This window comes from Paenibacillus sp. A3M_27_13, assembly GCF_024213315.1.
GTDB lineage: Bacteria > Bacillota > Bacilli > Paenibacillales > Paenibacillaceae > Paenibacillus > Paenibacillus polymyxa_B.
Genome location: NZ_JANAVE010000002.1, coordinates 1,136,610 through 1,151,997, shown reverse-complemented (window position 1 = coordinate 1,151,997; position 15,388 = coordinate 1,136,610). Strand labels below are relative to the sequence as shown.

Genomic DNA, 15,388 nt, shown 5'->3' with positions numbered 1-15,388 from the left:
CAAACTAAGACAACGACACAAGGTCGTTTCATTTCATATGCACATGCTTTCACATGTACAATTCCGCCTGGCATAGCGGCATCACTTGTTATTTGGCGATGAGAACTCACCGTGGATTCCGCTTTTTTGGAAGGAAAAAGGGCGTTCCACAAGTATCGTTTCATATATATTTTATTATTTGACAAATGGCATTGTCAAGGGAATGCAAACATTAGTAGACTACCATGCAGCTTTCCATGTAATAACTAGCTCATCCTATCCGTTCATACTAGCCAAAGGTTCAGCAGCCGTTTGGCAACTATTCCTCCCACTGCAACAACTCCTCGTCATCTGAAGCAGCGTCATGCTCGGTCGCAGTGAGATGATTGACTACCCGGCGTGTCATATCCCCCGAATATCCGCGTCTCATGAGAAAAGGGTAGGTTTTTCTTTTTTTCTCCATTATATCACCACGTACCTGATTCCATTTCTTACGTCCGACCGTCAAAGCGCTCTCCCACTCCTCATTATCGGTGATCTCACCTAGCGCTTCGCCAATAGAGGCTTTAGAGATGCCCTTCTGACGAAGTTCTTGCCTAACCCACATCTTCCCCTTACGTTGGCTTGTTATGCGCTGCCTTGCCCATTGACGGGCGTATAAATCATCATCTACGAGTTGTTCCCTATGCAGTCGGGCCATTACTTCGTCAATAACAGACTGATCCAGTTCTTTTTGCGCCAAACGCTGGGCAATTTCCTGACGTGTGCGAGGCTTTCGCCCCAAATAGCGTAGCGCAAGTACATAAGCCTGTTGCTTTTCATCTGCCAGAACGATATCTTCCAGTTCTTTTTTATCAAATGACGTTCCTTTGAACATATTGTACTTGATCATTACATCTTCTAATACAGACAGTGAATAAGGACCAAAATGTATGATATATCTTCCACGTTTGCGTCCCTGTCCCTGCTCTACCCTAGTAATCATCAATTCCTCATGATCCGGAAAAAGAGAAATCCCTTGTTGCTTATTTGCTTCCGAAGTGTATTCATCTTCATCGTCCAACTGCAATATACTTCCCTCACTTTGAAATTCACGAAAGCAGCCTTTGAACACCTGCTACGCAAAAGTTAGATTCCACTGACAAAGCAGACTCTAGTTGATGCAAAAATGCCCTGCACAACTGTGCAGGGCATCAGAATCATGCTATTCAAACGGACGGTGCCATAACCCTGGCCCCAGTTCACAAACCAGGATTCACCGAGCTTTATTCAAGCTCCAACAATTCCTGTTCTTCCTTCGCTTGCTGTGCCAACTCTTCTTCTGTAGGCGGAGCAACCGTCGTAATCAGATTGCTGGCCACCCGAATTTTTTGTTCGATCGTACTAGCAATATTCGGATTTTCCTTCAAAAATTGCTTAGCATTCTCACGTCCCTGACCAAGGCGCTCACCTTCGTAGGAATACCAGGCTCCGCTCTTGTCGACAATGTCATGCTCCGTACCGATATCGATCAGGCTACCTTCTTTGGAAATGCCCTCACCGTACATAATATCTACCTCAGCCTGACGGAAAGGAGGGGCAACTTTGTTCTTCACGACTTTAATACGTGTGCGGTTACCCACAATGTCGTTACCCATTTTCAAACTTTCAATACGACGAACATCCAAACGTACCGTAGAGTAAAACTTCAAGGCACGTCCACCTGGTGTTGTTTCAGGGTTACCGAACATAACACCTACTTTTTCACGTAGCTGGTTAATAAAAATAGCAATGGTTTTCGACTTATTAATGGCTCCAGAAAGCTTACGCAATGCCTGAGACATCAAACGTGCTTGAAGACCAACGTGGGAATCTCCCATTTCGCCTTCAATCTCTGCCTTGGGCACAAGTGCCGCTACGGAGTCAACAACTACAATGTCTACTGCTCCACTACGTACAAGAGCTTCGGCAATCTCAAGCGCCTGCTCTCCTGTATCTGGTTGCGATAGTAACAACTCATCAATATTGACACCCAGCTTGCTTGCATACGACGGATCAAGCGCATGCTCGGCGTCGATAAAGGCGGCTTGTCCGCCTGTTTTTTGCACCTCTGCGATAGCGTGAAGAGCTACTGTCGTTTTACCGGATGATTCCGGTCCGTATATTTCAATAACCCGGCCTCTTGGAAAGCCGCCCGTTCCTAACGCAATATCCAAAGCAATCGAACCACTGGGGATCGTTTCCACTTGCATGTGGGTAGACTCACCCAACTTCATAATGGAACCTTTACCAAATTGCTTTTCTATTTGACGGAGCGCCATATCCAGCGCAGCACGACGATCTGACAATAAACTCACATCCTTCATTGTTTGTACTTTAATAATACCTTGTTTTGACACGCTTGCCAAGCATTTTTTCGAACATACATTCGTTTTTTTTGTTCACACAGCTCTCTTCTACAATTACACCTGTCTCTTAAAACAAAAAAAGAACCGCTGGCAAAAGGCTTTGCAACGGTTCTTCCGATAAGATGATTATATCATGAATATCTATCTAAAACAACTCTACGACCCACACTGTACATAGATGTTTAAGAGAGTTTCTCGTTCTCTACCAGCCTGCGCCACAATCTGTACAGGATTGCTTTGACTGATCGCAGTCGGATTGTTTCACGGTTACCACTCAGTCTCAGTTCATGTACTTCCGTTTCCTTGTCGCGTTCAGCAATGCCAATATACACCAAACCGACTGGCTTCCGTTCGGAATACCCAGGCCCGGCAACACCAGTAACTGAAAGTCCAAAATCGCTGTCCATGATCATTCTCGCCTGCTCTGCAAGCACAAGGGCTACTTCCTTACTCACTGCACCTGGCGCTTGATCCCCTTCCAAATAATCATAAGGCACGTTGAGTAATTTCATCTTCATTTCATTGGAATAGCACACGATGCCACCTTGAAACATAACAGCACTGCCAGGTATAGAAGTGATGTGTTCCATCAGCATTCCACCTGTACAGCTTTCTGCCGCACTCACAGTGAGCCCGCGTTTGGCCATTAGATCTACGATAACCTTCTCCAGCGTAACATCTTCACTTGCATACATATATTCCGAAAGACGCTGCTGAATTTCTACTTCCGTAGCCGTCAGCTTAATTAGTGCTTCACTTTCGCTGGCCGCCTTGGTGGATATACGGATCGTGACTTCCCCTTCCTTGGCATAAGGAGCAATCGTGGGGTCTGTCTGGGATTGGATCAGATCTAACAAATGGGTTTCAAGAGCTGACTCACCTATCCCTGCAAATTTTAGCATTTTTGAATAAATTGGCATTTCCTCACCGCTCAATGCCTGCTGAAGCAACCAAGGTTTCGCTTGGTTTGCAAACATGGGTTTGAGTTCCTTAGGCGGTCCAGGCAAAACTACATAAAATTTACCGTCCTGTGCAATTGCGTCGCCCACAGCTAGCCCTGTCTCATTTTCAAGCGGAGTAGCGCCTTCAATAGAAAGCGCCTGCCGGCGGTTATTCTCGGTCATTTCTACCCCACGGTTACGGAAAAACTGATCTAGCTTGTCCATTGCAAGACGATCTATGTGCAATTTTCGCCCCAATACAGACGCTATCGCATCTTTCGTCAAATCATCCTGAGTCGGTCCCAGACCACCGGAAAACAAAATAATATCCGCACGCTTCTGAGCAATTCTTATCGCTTCCTGAAGCCGATCTATGTTATCGCCAACTACAGTCTGAAAATATACATCGATTCCGATTGTAGCCAACTCCTGTGACAAATATTGAGCATTTGTATTCACTATTTGTCCGAGCAATAACTCTGTACCTACTGCAATTATTTCAGCTTTCATCAATTCTTCCTCCTGTACTGCGAATATTATGGGAATTATGTAAAGAAACAGCAATAAGTTTAGTCCCTATTGCTGTTTCCATAAAATTTATCCTGTTAAACTTTGGAGGAGCTCAGCAAGTGGATATTTTTCACAAAATAATCAATACCCGAATAAATGGTGATCAACACCGCTGCCCATATCGCTATTAAATCAAACGGGATACCAAGAAAAACAAACGGGAAATTATTAATGAGCAACGCTACAATAGCAACGATCTGGATGATCGTCTTCAATTTGCCCCAATTGCTTGCAGCAACCACAGAACCATCCAGTAAGGCAATCTGACGCAGACCCGTAACCGCAAACTCACGGCTAACAATCACAACGACAATCCACGAATCAATTTTCCCCATTTCTACCAAGGAAACCAAAATGGCGGTTACCAAAAGCTTATCAGCAAGGGGGTCCAACAGCTTGCCCAAATTGGTGACCATATTATTTTTACGTGCCAAATATCCGTCAAGACCATCCGTGCTGGCTGCTACAAGGAAAATGATAGCCGCAATCAGCTGATTATACGGCAGCTTGAAAGCTCCGATCTCAATCGGCGGCGGATAAAAATCAAAGTCCACCAGCAAAGCCAGCATCATCACCGGAATAAGGCAAATCCGCGTTATTGTAATTCTGTTGGGTAAATTCACAACACACTCTCCCCTGATTATCGTACTTGATTACAAATGGCAGTTTTCGGATTAAATTCAATCCTATGTAAATCGCTATCAACGAGCGCTATACACCTAAATTGTCTGCATTTTCGTTACAAGTATAATATGGCGCAAAACGCATGTCAAAATAACCTGCCGCACATCAAGCAACGTTTTTTCCTACAAAATGTATGAGGGAAAACGGCTTTATTTCATGTTTGTAAATTGAAGCTCCAATGGCAAATCAGCTTTACGCAGCAATTGAATGATCGCCTGTAAATCATCCCTGTTTTTTCCGGTCACTCGGATTTGATCACCTTGAATCTGACTTTTAACTTTTAGCTTGGAGTCCCGAATAAGAATGTTAATTTTCTTGGCATTATCCTGATCAATTCCCTGCTTAAGCGAAAGACGCTGACGCACTGAACCTAAAGAGGCGGGTTCCAATTTGCCATACTCCACATTTTTAAGGGACAGACCTCGTTTGGCCATTTTAGATTGCAAAATATCAATCACCGCATTCAGCTTGTATTCGTCTTCCGATGCAATCGTAAGAGCTTCTTTCTCAAGCTTAAGGCTACTTTTGCTACCCTTGAAATCAAATCGAGTTTCAATTTCACGCTCCGTCTGATGAACCGCATTTGTTAACTCCTGCATATCCATTTTGGAGACGATATCAAATGAATTTTCTGAAGCCATCGTTTCACTTTCCTTTCACAACAAAGTTCAATATCTAATTATAGGCTAGTCATTTACAAAAATCCAATAATCCGTTGACTAAAAAGGCGTTCTTGCCAGTTTTCCTGACAAAAACGCCTTTATTTCATTTACGGTCAAAATATCTAATTATGGCTTCGTGTTGGAGTTCGGAACATATCCAAAAGTCCAAGCACAATGTGAGCAAGACCAAAGCCCAGTATGCCATAGCCCCATGCATTCGGTGTCAGATAATAGCCCAGTAAACTGACAATTATACCGAGCCCAGTCACAATCCAGCTGACGGTCATAACGTATACACCTCACTTTGCGGAAAATGAAATGACTGCCTTTCCAGGAATTACAGTCATTAGTATTTCCTCGCACCAAGGCGTTTATTCACCATCAGTAGTTGTAGAATCTGTACTACTTTGTGCTGAATCCGTACTGCTACCTGTCGTAGAATCTGCAGGTGAACCCGTCACCCCTGCACTCGTTCCGGTCGAAGAAGCTTCTCCTTGCTGGATCAGTACACGAGTAGTCGATTTATTATCTGTTATCGGTTGACCTGCTACGGAAATATCTGTGGCAGAAGACCGTCCTGATTTGATATATAAACCTTCTGGACCAATATCGAATGACATGGCATCTCCACTTTTAGTCATACCATAACTCAGCTTTTCTCCACGGGAATTTTCTCCCTTGTACACTTCAAGCCAGCTTTCGCCCGTCGCTTTAATATCAACCTTGACCGCGGCTCCCGTTGAACTGGAAACTTTAAAAATCGTCGTCTTGCCTTGCTTGCCGTCCTGTGCCACAGTTACACCTTGTTGTGGCGTAGTCGTATCCGGCTGCTGTCCAGTATCTGGAGTAGTAGCACCCGTACTCCCCGTACCACCTGGCTGAGTTTGGCCGGTTTGCCCCGCATCAGGAGTCTGCCCACCAGCACCATTTGGAGCCGTCGTTTGACCATTGTTCGGCTGTGTCGTAGTGGTATCAGGAGTAGACGTGCTTGGTGTGGTGCTTGGTGTTGTACTTGGTGTTGTACTTGGTGTGGTGCTTGGTGTTGTAATCGGCGTTGTGTTTTCTGCTGTTTTTGGAGTTGAATGGTTGTTGCTCACCCAATAAGCATAAATAACCCCAACAATGAGAACTAGAAAAAGCCACATTAACGCTGTAGGCAACCATTTAAGATTACCAATCGTGGCGGGACGGCTGGAGCGTTTCTGTGTAACAGGCTCCATGACTGCTTCCGGCTCAGGTTCAGGCACATTGCTTTGATGCCCTTCCAGAATCTCATCGGGGTTCAACCCGACCGTTTCAGCGTATGTTTTAATAAAAGCTCTGACATAAAAGCTTCCCGGCAGCACTTTGTAATCGCCCGTCTCAATGGCTTCCAGATAACGTTTGCGTATCTTCGTCATTTCCTGAACATCGTCAAGGCTCAATCCTTTTTGCAGCCGGGCCTCCTTTAATTGCTGACCCAGTTCTGACATGTCATCATCTCCTTGTGTAATTACGCTTATTTAAAGATCTTCTGTATAACTGGCTGTAAAGGTATCATAAATAATTTCCTCAGCCGGATTATTGCGAAGCTCAATAATGATATTGAAATCGTCAAAGCTGTATCCTGATTCACGTACAAATACATCAGGATGCTCAATCACTTTAGTACTTGGCATACTCATGATTTCCTGAAGCAGATGATAATGTCTTTCATTTGACCGAATTGTACTCACAATACCATCAATAATAAACACATTGTTTGGGTTCATTTCTTCTTCAGAGAGCTGACTGCGCACCGTCTGTCGTAGTAACGTTGAAGACACAAAAGTCCAACGCTTCATTGCGCATACACTACTGGCAATAATGGATTCCGTTTTGCCCACACGCGGCATCCCGCGAAGACCGATCACCTGATTGCCGTCCCTCTTTAATACTTCACCCAAAAAATCGACCAGCAACCCAAGCTCATCGCGTGTAAAGCGAAATGTTTTACGATCATCCGAATCCCGATCGATGTAACGGCCGTGTCTTACTGCCAATATATCAACCAGTCTCGGAGCACGTAAGGCCGTGACTGTAATGTTGCTCGCTTTTTTTAACGTGTCTCCGAGAATGCGTATCTTCTCGTCATCGTCCGTTTCAAGCAACATCCCCCGTCTTTCGCCTTCAACACCGTTGATCGTCAGTATATTAACCCCCAGAATACCAAGCATGGAAGCAATGTCTCCCAGCAGTCCGGGTCGATTTTTATGTATCTTGTACTCCATGTACCACTGTTTCGTTTCTTCCGTCACGTTAGCACCTCATTCACATTCAAACCGTCAACAACTCCAAATCAAAGCATTATTGTATCATAAAATAACATCTTTCGACAAAACCAATTATTGAAATTTGATAGGCTGCATTGTGTTGTAAGCCTCAATCACGTTTATGATATATAAATTACAATGGAATTACAAGAACAGCTCTGTAACCATTACAGAAAAGCCCCCAAAAGGGAGCTTTTCGTGTTGGTTCCTACTTATGCGTTGCTCTTGGCCAATTTAACCATTAGCCGGGCGATGGTGTGACGCTCGTCCTCATCGGCAACTCCCCACAGTTCTTTCAGTGCGCGGTTGGAGTGGTTGGCTGGATCGACCTTCTCATCCAGAAAATCACCAATTTCATAAGCAAGCTCTGAAATGGTATCTTGGCTGATTCCCAGCTTCTCCGCTTGCTCTACACGCTGACCGAGGAACTTTTTCCAAACATCAAAATTCTGAACAACTGTTGACATACTTAAATCCTCCTTAGATGATTCAGATTTAAAATCAACAGTTGTAATATGCTCTTCTCAGACGCTTACTATACTGGTGGATTCCTCCAAGCGCTATTTCCCTTAAGTCACCCATCCTCCGTTAGGACTTATGACCTGGCCATTAATATAACCTGACTCAGGAAGCGCAAGAAAATAAACTAGGGACGATATTTCATCAGGTCGAGCCAATCGTCCAGCAGGAATTTCTTCTTCCAAACTGGTAATTTCGCCTTCATCCAAATGATCCAGCATCGACGTATCCACTGCACCTGGAGCTACAGCATTCACTGTCACCCCGGAAGGTGCTACCTCTTGAGCCAGCGCTTTAGTGAAAGCGTTAATGCCTCCCTTGGTGGTGGAATACAACACCTCGCACGAAGCACCACATATCCCCCACACGGATGAAACATTCACAATGCGGCCATAGCGTTGGGAAATCATATGTGGCATAAAAACCTGCGTGCACAAAAAGGTTCCCTTAACATTGACAGCCATCACTTCGTCCCATTCCTCTTCCGAAACATCTGTCAACAGCCCATAATGAGATAGTCCGGCATTATTCACAAGAATATCCGGCTTCATCCCGTGATTATCCAGCTTTTCACGCATGCGTTCGATCTGCTCCTTGCTCCGCAGATCCGCTGACACGGTCATTACCTTGCCTGAATAAGCCATGCAACGACGGGCAACTTCATTTGCTTTTTCATGGGACTTCATGTAGTGAATGACCACATTCATCCCTACAGCTGCAAAACGCTCAGCAATAGCCGCACCAATTCCGCCACTTGCCCCTGTAATCAGCACGGTTGTATCGCCAATCGCTTTTAGTTCTCCGCCCTCGGTGGTCATCGTTTCCCTCTCCCTGGACATTACGGACTCACCACTAGTGATATTGCGAGTCGATCCCACTGGATATGGTCTTTCAGACGGCGATTTACATCCTCAAGCGTGATACTTTCATAAATCGGAAGCAGTTGGAAAAAATCACTGCCCCGGAAGCGATGTCTTGTAAATTCATGCGCAATATTTTCTGGTGAATTGAGTGTACGCAGATAACCACCGATTTTCTTTTTGCGTGCCCGTTCAAAATGTTCTGCTGCAAAGCCCTGCTTCTGGATGGACTCCACCTCTTCACGTATTCTCGCCAACAGCCGATCCGGGTCTTTGGTATCCCCACCGATTGCAGAGAATGCATATTGCTGCGTGCTATTGTACTCATGACCAAAACTGTCCGAAATCAGATCCTCATCGTAGAGCTTTTGATACAATTGTGTACTGGAGCCAAACAGGAGATCTAGCATCAGCTTGGTTTCCAGATCATGACGGAGCAATTCTTCACCCGTTAGGCCTACTTCAGCCTCCTTAAATCCAAACAGTAGCTTTGGCAGAGAAACGGCCAGCTTTACCTCACGACGTGGTTCTGCAACTGTAGTGGGTTCATCGTCGAAAATCCGCTCGATCTCTCCCTGCGGCTTATAGTCCTTTTTAGCCTGATTGTTACGTACCAGCTCTATTACTTCAGCTGGATCCACTCCGCCCACTACAAAAAGAATCATATTGCTTGGATGGTAGAAAGCTTCATAGCAACTGTACAGCGTTTCCTTTGTAATCGTACTGATGGATTGAACAGTACCTGCGATATCAATATGCACCGGATGGACCTTGTACAACGCCTCGATCAGACCAAAGTAACTCCGCCAATCGGGATTATCTTCATACATATTGATTTCCTGGCCGATAATGCCTTTTTCCTTCTCTACATTTTCATCTGTAAAGTAAGGATGCTGCACAAAATTGACCAGCGTGGTCAAATTTTCTTGAATACGCTCGGTTGCCGAAAACAGATATACTGTTTGATCAAAGCTCGTAAATGCGTTCGCCGATGCCCCATTAGAGGAAAAGGTAGCAAAAATATCGCCTTCAGGCTCTTCAAACATTTTATGCTCCAAAAAATGGGCTATGCCATCCGGCACCTTTACGGGCTGTTGACCTTCTACGCGGAAATGATTATCAACCGAGCCGTATTTAGTCGCAAATGTAGCGTACGTTTTCTGAAAACCCGGTTTGGGCAACACATAAACGTGTAAACCGTTATCCATTACTTCATAGTACAGCGTTTCCTGCAAATGCTCATAAGGTATATGCTCCACCGCTATTCCCCCTTCTGGTCTCTCAAGAAATAAATAGTGTCCAGTCGGAACGTCCGGGCGGCATCCTGAACATCCTGCACCTTAACTGCCTCCACCTGACTCAGCAGCTCATCTACCGTCCGCTCCTTACCGGAAAGCTGTCTGTTAAAATCATAGGCGATCATTTCAAAAGCGGAATCCTGCATCTCCTTCAGCAAGTTGCGAATCATCGCCTGCGTTTGGGTCATTTCCAGCTCGGTAATCGCTCCATTTTGCGTATCTTCCAGTTGCTTGCGGATAATAGTAACCGCTTTTTCATAATTAGGAATTTCGATACCAGATTGAATCGTACCAATCCCTTTATGCCCGTCATACCGCGATGAAGCGTAATACGCCAAACTTTCCTTTTCCCTTACATTAACGAACAGCTTTGAATGCGGATACCCGCCCAAAATGCCATTATACATCAGAGCGGAAGCATAGCGATCGTCTCCATACGTAATAGGGGTGCGCAACCCCATGTTGAGCTTGCCCTGGTTCACATCAAGACGCTCTACAACGGTTTGAACCTCACGCTCTACTGACTTGGGCTGTTCTGGAACATACCCTGCTTCCGCTGAACGATTCAATTGAAAATAGCGATCAACAAACTTCTCAACTTCTTCCAGCGTCGTATCTCCCACAACGTATAAATCCATGCTGGCATGATTCAGCCATTCTCCATAAGCCTGATACAAGCTCTGTGCATCTATGCTGTCCAGATCGGATCGTTGACCAAGAGGGTGCAGACGATAAGGCTCATCTTTGCACATTTCCTCCATACAGCGCTCACCAGCATAACGTATTTTATCGTTAACTATAGATTCCAGCTTTTTACGCACATTTTCTCGTTCCTGCTGGACGTATCCCGTTTGAAATGCACCATTTTCCAATGCAGGCTTCGTCAGCACTTCTCCGAGAAAAGCAAACGAACGATCCAGCAAACTATCCGGACTGTTTACAAAGCTGTCATTAATCGTATCCATGCGAAATTGCACGATCTGATAATCTCCACGTTTGTATACATCGAATCCGAAACCCGCGCCATACAATTGTTCTAACTGTTCTCTGAATTGTGTAGTCTGCGGATACGATTCTGTACCCCGTCGCAGAACGAAAGGTACCAGCCCCACTCGGGTTACGGTTTCCTCACGTAGCGGAGTACCTACATACAACGATATGGCAAACGTCTTAAAGCGCTTGGTCGGCAGTACATGAATCCTCAGTTGTCTGCGTGTGCCACGCTCGAAACCTGTTTTGTTCAAGTCCAAAACTCCTTTGTGACGTCAATTTGCGTCTAGCCTTTGATTAGCATTAGCTGCTGTAAATCATCCTCCTGTAAAGAGGTAAAGTGTACCAATCTTTATTCTAACCATGCAAAAGCCAAGAAGCAACCGGAGACAAGCTCCCGGCTGCTTCGGCGTTTTACATGCAGAAAATATGCTCCCCAATGGTTTTCACCTGCGGACGGGACCAAATCCATTTGGAGGTGGCTGTTTTTGGGTTAAAATAATAAAGACATCCTCCGCTTGGGTCCCAGCCGTTCAGTGCTTGGCGTACCGCCTTTTGTGCCGTCTCATTCGGTGTGAGCCAGATTTGGCCGTCTGCTACAGCTGTGAAAGCTCCTGGCTGAAAGATCACTCCAGATGGTGAGTTGGGAAAGCTGGGTGACTTAACCCTGTTCAAAATAACAGCCGCGACGGCAACTTGTCCTTCAAATGGCTCGCCGCGGGATTCACCGTAGACCGCGTTGGCCATAATTTTAAGATCATTTTCAGATAGTCCCATGGTGTTGGCCGATCCCATCGTTTCATCATTTTGATCCGCTTTATCGTTATTGTCCGCTGTCTGTCCCTGAGCGGAACCTTGATTGTTACGATGCATAGGAGTTTCCGTTGGCTTCCAGTTAGGAGTAGCATTCACCAGCTTTAATTTCGTCTTTGCTCCGACCACTCCATCGGGACGGATGCCAAATTCCTTTTGAAAACCCTTGACAGCTTTTAGTGTACTGCTGCCAAAATGGCTGTCCACTTTCCCGCCAAAAAAGCCCAGCAACTTCAAACGTGATTGCAACTCATATACATCCTGACCGTAAGATCCAAAATCAACCGCTCCCGAGCTGAATGTCGGCTGGGAAGGTTGCGCTGCTTGTACTTTCTGCTGTGTGCTCAGCGGCTCTGCTTGCTGCTGTGCAGAGTCATTTTTAAAAAGTCCTGTGTACGTAATAGCCGAGGCTGCGAGGATACCCGTGCAAATCCAGACCATTGTCTTTTTCATATGCTGCGCTCTACCTTTCTTTTGTGGGATTAACAGGATGGCTACGTTTATTATGACAAGCTCCGCTTAAAGCTATTCACCCTTTTAATCTTCTTTCAGCAGGTAGTCGCCACACCTCAAAAAAACATCACAAAAAAACGCTGTTTGTTCACTTAGAGTTGCCATAATAGAACAACCACCATGCGAACAAACAGCGTTTTAATGTAGTGCTGGATAGAGATAATGCTTAGGAACTAACTTTATTTTGCTGATATTGCTCCATTGAGATAAGGACCTCACGGGGCTTGCTGCCCTCGTAAGGGCCGATGACTCCGCGAGCTTCCATGGAGTCAATCAGTCGAGCAGCACGTGTATAACCGATCCGCATACGGCGCTGAAGGAGCGAAACGGAAGCTTGTTTAGCCTCTAAAATGATGTTGACAGCCTGATCGTACAGCTCATCCAGCATTTCATCTGCATCAGCCGATACCTCTTCCACCTCCGGCACTAGCGTTTCATCATACTGCGCTTCACCCTGTTCACGTACATAGTTAACAATATTTTCGACTTCTTGATCGCTCATGAACGCTCCCTGAACGCGGACTGGTTTGGAAGCACCCATCGGCATGAATAGCATATCACCACGTCCGAGTAGCTTCTCGGCTCCGCCCATGTCCAATATGGTACGGGAGTCTACCTGCGAGGAAACGCCGAAGGCAATACGTGAAGGAATATTGGCTTTAATCACCCCGGTAATTACGTCAACCGAAGGTCTCTGGGTTGCAATGATAAGGTGGATGCCTGCTGCACGCGCCATTTGGGCAAGTCGTGCAATCGCATCCTCCACATCTCCCGCAGCTACCATCATTAAATCTGCCAACTCGTCCACAATAACGACGATGTAAGGCAGAAATGCATCCGGGTTATCTTTCATCAGATTATTATAGCCCTCAATATTACGGGTTCCTGATTTGGAAAATAACTCATATCTTTTTTCCATTTCAACTACAATTTTCTTCAATGCAAGTGAGGCACGCTTTGGATCAGTCACGACCGGAGCCAACAAATGCGGGATTCCGTTGTACACGTTCAACTCCACCATTTTAGGATCGACCATCAAAAATTTGACCTCATCCGGCTTTGCTTTGTACAAAATACTCGTGATGATCCCATTGATACACACTGATTTACCCGAACCTGTTGCCCCAGCTACAAGCAGATGGGGCATCTTGGCCAAATTACCAACAATCGTCTGTCCTGCAATATCACGTCCGAATGCAATGGATAAATTGGAAGTTGACTCCTGGAAAACGGTTGTCTCCATTACCTCACGCATCGTGACAATGGAAACTTCATTATTCGGAACCTCAATTCCGATAGCAGATTTGCCAGGAATCGGAGCCTCCATACGGATATCTTTGGCAGCAAGCGCAAGCGCAATATCATCCGTCAGACTCACAATGCGGCTGACCTTTACTCCAATGTCCGGCTGAATTTCATAACGCGTTACGGCAGGGCCACGGACAACCTCCAGCACCTTCGCCCGCACACCAAAGCTTTCCAGCGTTGCTTCCAGCTTGCGTGCCGTTTGCATGTAATCCTTTTGTCCCATACCTTTGCCTACGTTTTGTGGTTTAGCAAGCAAACGAAACGATGGGAGCTTGTAAGGTTTAGGCGGCGGCGGAGCCGGAATAGCTGTATGGGTACCTTCAGCCTCTTCGCCTGCAACCCCAGTTGCAATCGTCTGAGCTTGTCCCTGAGCACCTTCTAATGTCCCCTGGATCGTTGTCGAATCATCCATATCCGTATTCGCATGGGCATCCACAAAGTCATCATCCAGGGATTCATCAATAATGGAAGTTGTCTGCTCTGCCCCTGTCAGGGACTCTCCAAATTCAGCTTCCGGTCTTCTTTCCTCATGCTTTACTTGTTCGAAGAAATCCCTAATAATCGGCGACCTTTTTACCGGAGTTGCAGCTTCCTCCTCAGCGTGTTCGACTACGTCAGACAGCTCTTCACTCTGGTTATCGTTTCTCCACTGTGCCTGCGCGTCCTCAGCTTCATATGGAAGATCATGATCATCCTCATCCGTATCGACGGAATGCTTCTCCTTGTCCGCTTTATCTGAATTTTTGAGACCAAACAACTGAAAGAAAATCGGTTGTTTGCGTGCAGGAGGCTGCATTTCGTCAAAGTCATCATCCATGTCTTCCTCATAGGCAGGAATCGGCTCAGACTTGATTTTTCTATTTCCACTACCTTTGCTAGATGCCGAAAGCGGAGTAGCTTTACCAGTCCATTTTTTACGCACGCTTCCCCCGACTGTCAGCAGCTTGGTCTTTACAATCCGTACCAAATCCACATAGGACAGTTGGGTCATCAGCATGAAACAAATGACGAACATAACAATCATGATCAGTTTAGCTCCTGTGAGACCAAACAGCCACAACAGAACAGTAAGCTGCAATGCGCCTACGTACCCCCCGCTGATATCCTTGTTCAGCATTGAGGTATGGCCCTGCTGGTCAGGCGACAGCAACTGCTCACGCATATCTATATGTATCTGGGTCATCACTCCGCCCGGCTGAAGCGCGTTGATCGGCCCCAAACGCTGCTCCATAGATGAAATAGAACTCATAAGTGTAAAGGCAAATACCAACAGGAGCAAACCCGTTTTACGCGAGTTCCACTGGTTCGGCCACTTGCGGTGAATCATCACCATCAGACCATAATAAATGCCAATGAGAGGGATAACAAAATAGAATTTCCCCAGTACGAGCCCAAACATCTTGGATAGCGACCGACCAACTGCCGCTTCACCCGACAACGCAACGACCGCTAATGTAATCAGCACAATGCCGTAAATTTCAAATTTTAGAACTCCGCCAAATGCGGCTTTCTTTTTTCTTTTTCTTCTTCTGGACATACAAGGTCACCCCCCAGAAGAATATTATACCACGTC

14 protein-coding genes are annotated in these 15,388 nt (G+C 45.7%); all 14 read right to left on the bottom strand.

Going from position 1 to position 15,388, the window contains the following annotated elements; all coding sequences use genetic code 11:
- Positions 1 to 298: 298 nt before the first annotated feature.
- The 14 genes from NLX82_RS11850 to NLX82_RS11785 all read right to left on the bottom strand — a co-directional run bounded on the left by NLX82_RS11850 (position 299) and on the right by NLX82_RS11785 (position 15,352).
- Entirely contained in the window at positions 299 to 1,048 is a 750-nt protein-coding gene (locus tag NLX82_RS11850) for a regulatory protein RecX (protein ID WP_160790405.1), read from the bottom strand.
- Positions 1,049 to 1,244: 196 nt separating this feature from the next.
- Positions 1,245 to 2,306, bottom strand: a complete 1,062-nt coding sequence (recA, locus tag NLX82_RS11845; protein ID WP_023988239.1) for a recombinase RecA — start codon at positions 2,304 to 2,306, stop codon at positions 1,245 to 1,247.
- Between the two features lie 242 nt (positions 2,307 to 2,548).
- Entirely contained in the window at positions 2,549 to 3,817 is a 1,269-nt protein-coding gene (locus NLX82_RS11840) for a competence/damage-inducible protein A (protein WP_028542703.1), read from the bottom strand.
- A 95-nt stretch (positions 3,818 to 3,912) separates the two neighbouring features.
- Positions 3,913 to 4,500 carry a CDP-diacylglycerol--glycerol-3-phosphate 3-phosphatidyltransferase gene (gene pgsA, locus NLX82_RS11835; protein WP_013309954.1) on the bottom strand — a complete coding sequence of 196 codons (588 nt, stop codon included), beginning with the start codon at positions 4,498 to 4,500 and terminating at the stop codon, positions 3,913 to 3,915.
- A 210-nt stretch (positions 4,501 to 4,710) separates the two neighbouring features.
- Positions 4,711 to 5,202, bottom strand: coding sequence for a YajQ family cyclic di-GMP-binding protein (locus NLX82_RS11830; protein ID WP_023988237.1), 492 nt, complete (start codon positions 5,200 to 5,202; stop codon positions 4,711 to 4,713).
- A 143-nt stretch (positions 5,203 to 5,345) separates the two neighbouring features.
- Entirely contained in the window at positions 5,346 to 5,510 is a 165-nt protein-coding gene (locus tag NLX82_RS11825; RefSeq protein ID WP_023988236.1) for a hypothetical protein, read from the bottom strand.
- 84 nt (positions 5,511 to 5,594) lie between these two features.
- Positions 5,595 to 6,695: a helix-turn-helix domain-containing protein gene (locus NLX82_RS11820; protein WP_071558855.1), complete on the bottom strand. Its 1,101-nt coding sequence runs from the start codon at positions 6,693 to 6,695 to the stop codon at positions 5,595 to 5,597.
- Positions 6,696 to 6,725: 30 nt separating this feature from the next.
- Positions 6,726 to 7,499, bottom strand: a complete 774-nt coding sequence (locus NLX82_RS11815; RefSeq protein ID WP_013370747.1) for a DUF3388 domain-containing protein — start codon at positions 7,497 to 7,499, stop codon at positions 6,726 to 6,728.
- A gap of 227 nt (positions 7,500 to 7,726) precedes the next feature.
- Positions 7,727 to 7,981 carry a DUF3243 domain-containing protein gene (locus NLX82_RS11810; protein ID WP_013309950.1) on the bottom strand — a complete coding sequence of 85 codons (255 nt, stop codon included), beginning with the start codon at positions 7,979 to 7,981 and terminating at the stop codon, positions 7,727 to 7,729.
- Between the two features lie 102 nt (positions 7,982 to 8,083).
- Positions 8,084 to 8,851: an elongation factor P 5-aminopentanone reductase gene (ymfI, locus tag NLX82_RS11805; protein ID WP_023988234.1), complete on the bottom strand. Its 768-nt coding sequence runs from the start codon at positions 8,849 to 8,851 to the stop codon at positions 8,084 to 8,086.
- Between the two features lie 20 nt (positions 8,852 to 8,871).
- Positions 8,872 to 10,152: an EF-P 5-aminopentanol modification-associated protein YfmH gene (gene yfmH, locus NLX82_RS11800; RefSeq protein WP_069080937.1), complete on the bottom strand. Its 1,281-nt coding sequence runs from the start codon at positions 10,150 to 10,152 to the stop codon at positions 8,872 to 8,874.
- Between the two features lie 2 nt (positions 10,153 to 10,154).
- Positions 10,155 to 11,435 (bottom strand): EF-P 5-aminopentanol modification-associated protein YfmF, encoded by a 1,281-nt coding sequence (yfmF, locus tag NLX82_RS11795; protein ID WP_023988232.1) that lies wholly within the window; start codon positions 11,433 to 11,435, stop codon positions 10,155 to 10,157.
- A 160-nt stretch (positions 11,436 to 11,595) separates the two neighbouring features.
- Complete coding sequence (gene sleB / locus NLX82_RS11790) at positions 11,596 to 12,447, bottom strand: spore cortex-lytic enzyme (protein WP_023988231.1); 852 nt, start codon at positions 12,445 to 12,447, stop codon at positions 11,596 to 11,598.
- A gap of 226 nt (positions 12,448 to 12,673) precedes the next feature.
- Positions 12,674 to 15,352 carry an FtsK/SpoIIIE family DNA translocase gene (locus NLX82_RS11785; protein ID WP_254348132.1) on the bottom strand — a complete coding sequence of 893 codons (2,679 nt, stop codon included), beginning with the start codon at positions 15,350 to 15,352 and terminating at the stop codon, positions 12,674 to 12,676.
- Positions 15,353 to 15,388 lie beyond the last annotated feature (36 nt).

Excerpts from the sequence above, each read along its gene's own strand:
- NLX82_RS11840 (WP_028542703.1), bottom strand. The coding sequence starts at position 3,817 with ATGAAAGCTGAAATAATTGCAGTAGGTACAGAGTTATTGCTCGGACAA.
- NLX82_RS11830 (WP_023988237.1), bottom strand. The coding sequence starts at position 5,202 with ATGGCTTCAGAAAATTCATTTGATATCGTCTCCAAAATGGATATGCAG.
- NLX82_RS11825 (WP_023988236.1), bottom strand. The coding sequence starts at position 5,510 with ATGACCGTCAGCTGGATTGTGACTGGGCTCGGTATAATTGTCAGTTTA.
- NLX82_RS11820 (WP_071558855.1), bottom strand. The coding sequence starts at position 6,695 with ATGTCAGAACTGGGTCAGCAATTAAAGGAGGCCCGGCTGCAAAAAGGA.
- NLX82_RS11810 (WP_013309950.1), bottom strand. The coding sequence starts at position 7,981 with ATGTCAACAGTTGTTCAGAATTTTGATGTTTGGAAAAAGTTCCTCGGT.
- ymfI (WP_023988234.1), bottom strand. The coding sequence starts at position 8,851 with ATGACCACCGAGGGCGGAGAACTAAAAGCGATTGGCGATACAACCGTG.
- sleB (WP_023988231.1), bottom strand. The coding sequence starts at position 12,447 with ATGAAAAAGACAATGGTCTGGATTTGCACGGGTATCCTCGCAGCCTCG.
- NLX82_RS11785 (WP_254348132.1), bottom strand. The coding sequence starts at position 15,352 with ATGTCCAGAAGAAGAAAAAGAAAAAAGAAAGCCGCATTTGGCGGAGTT.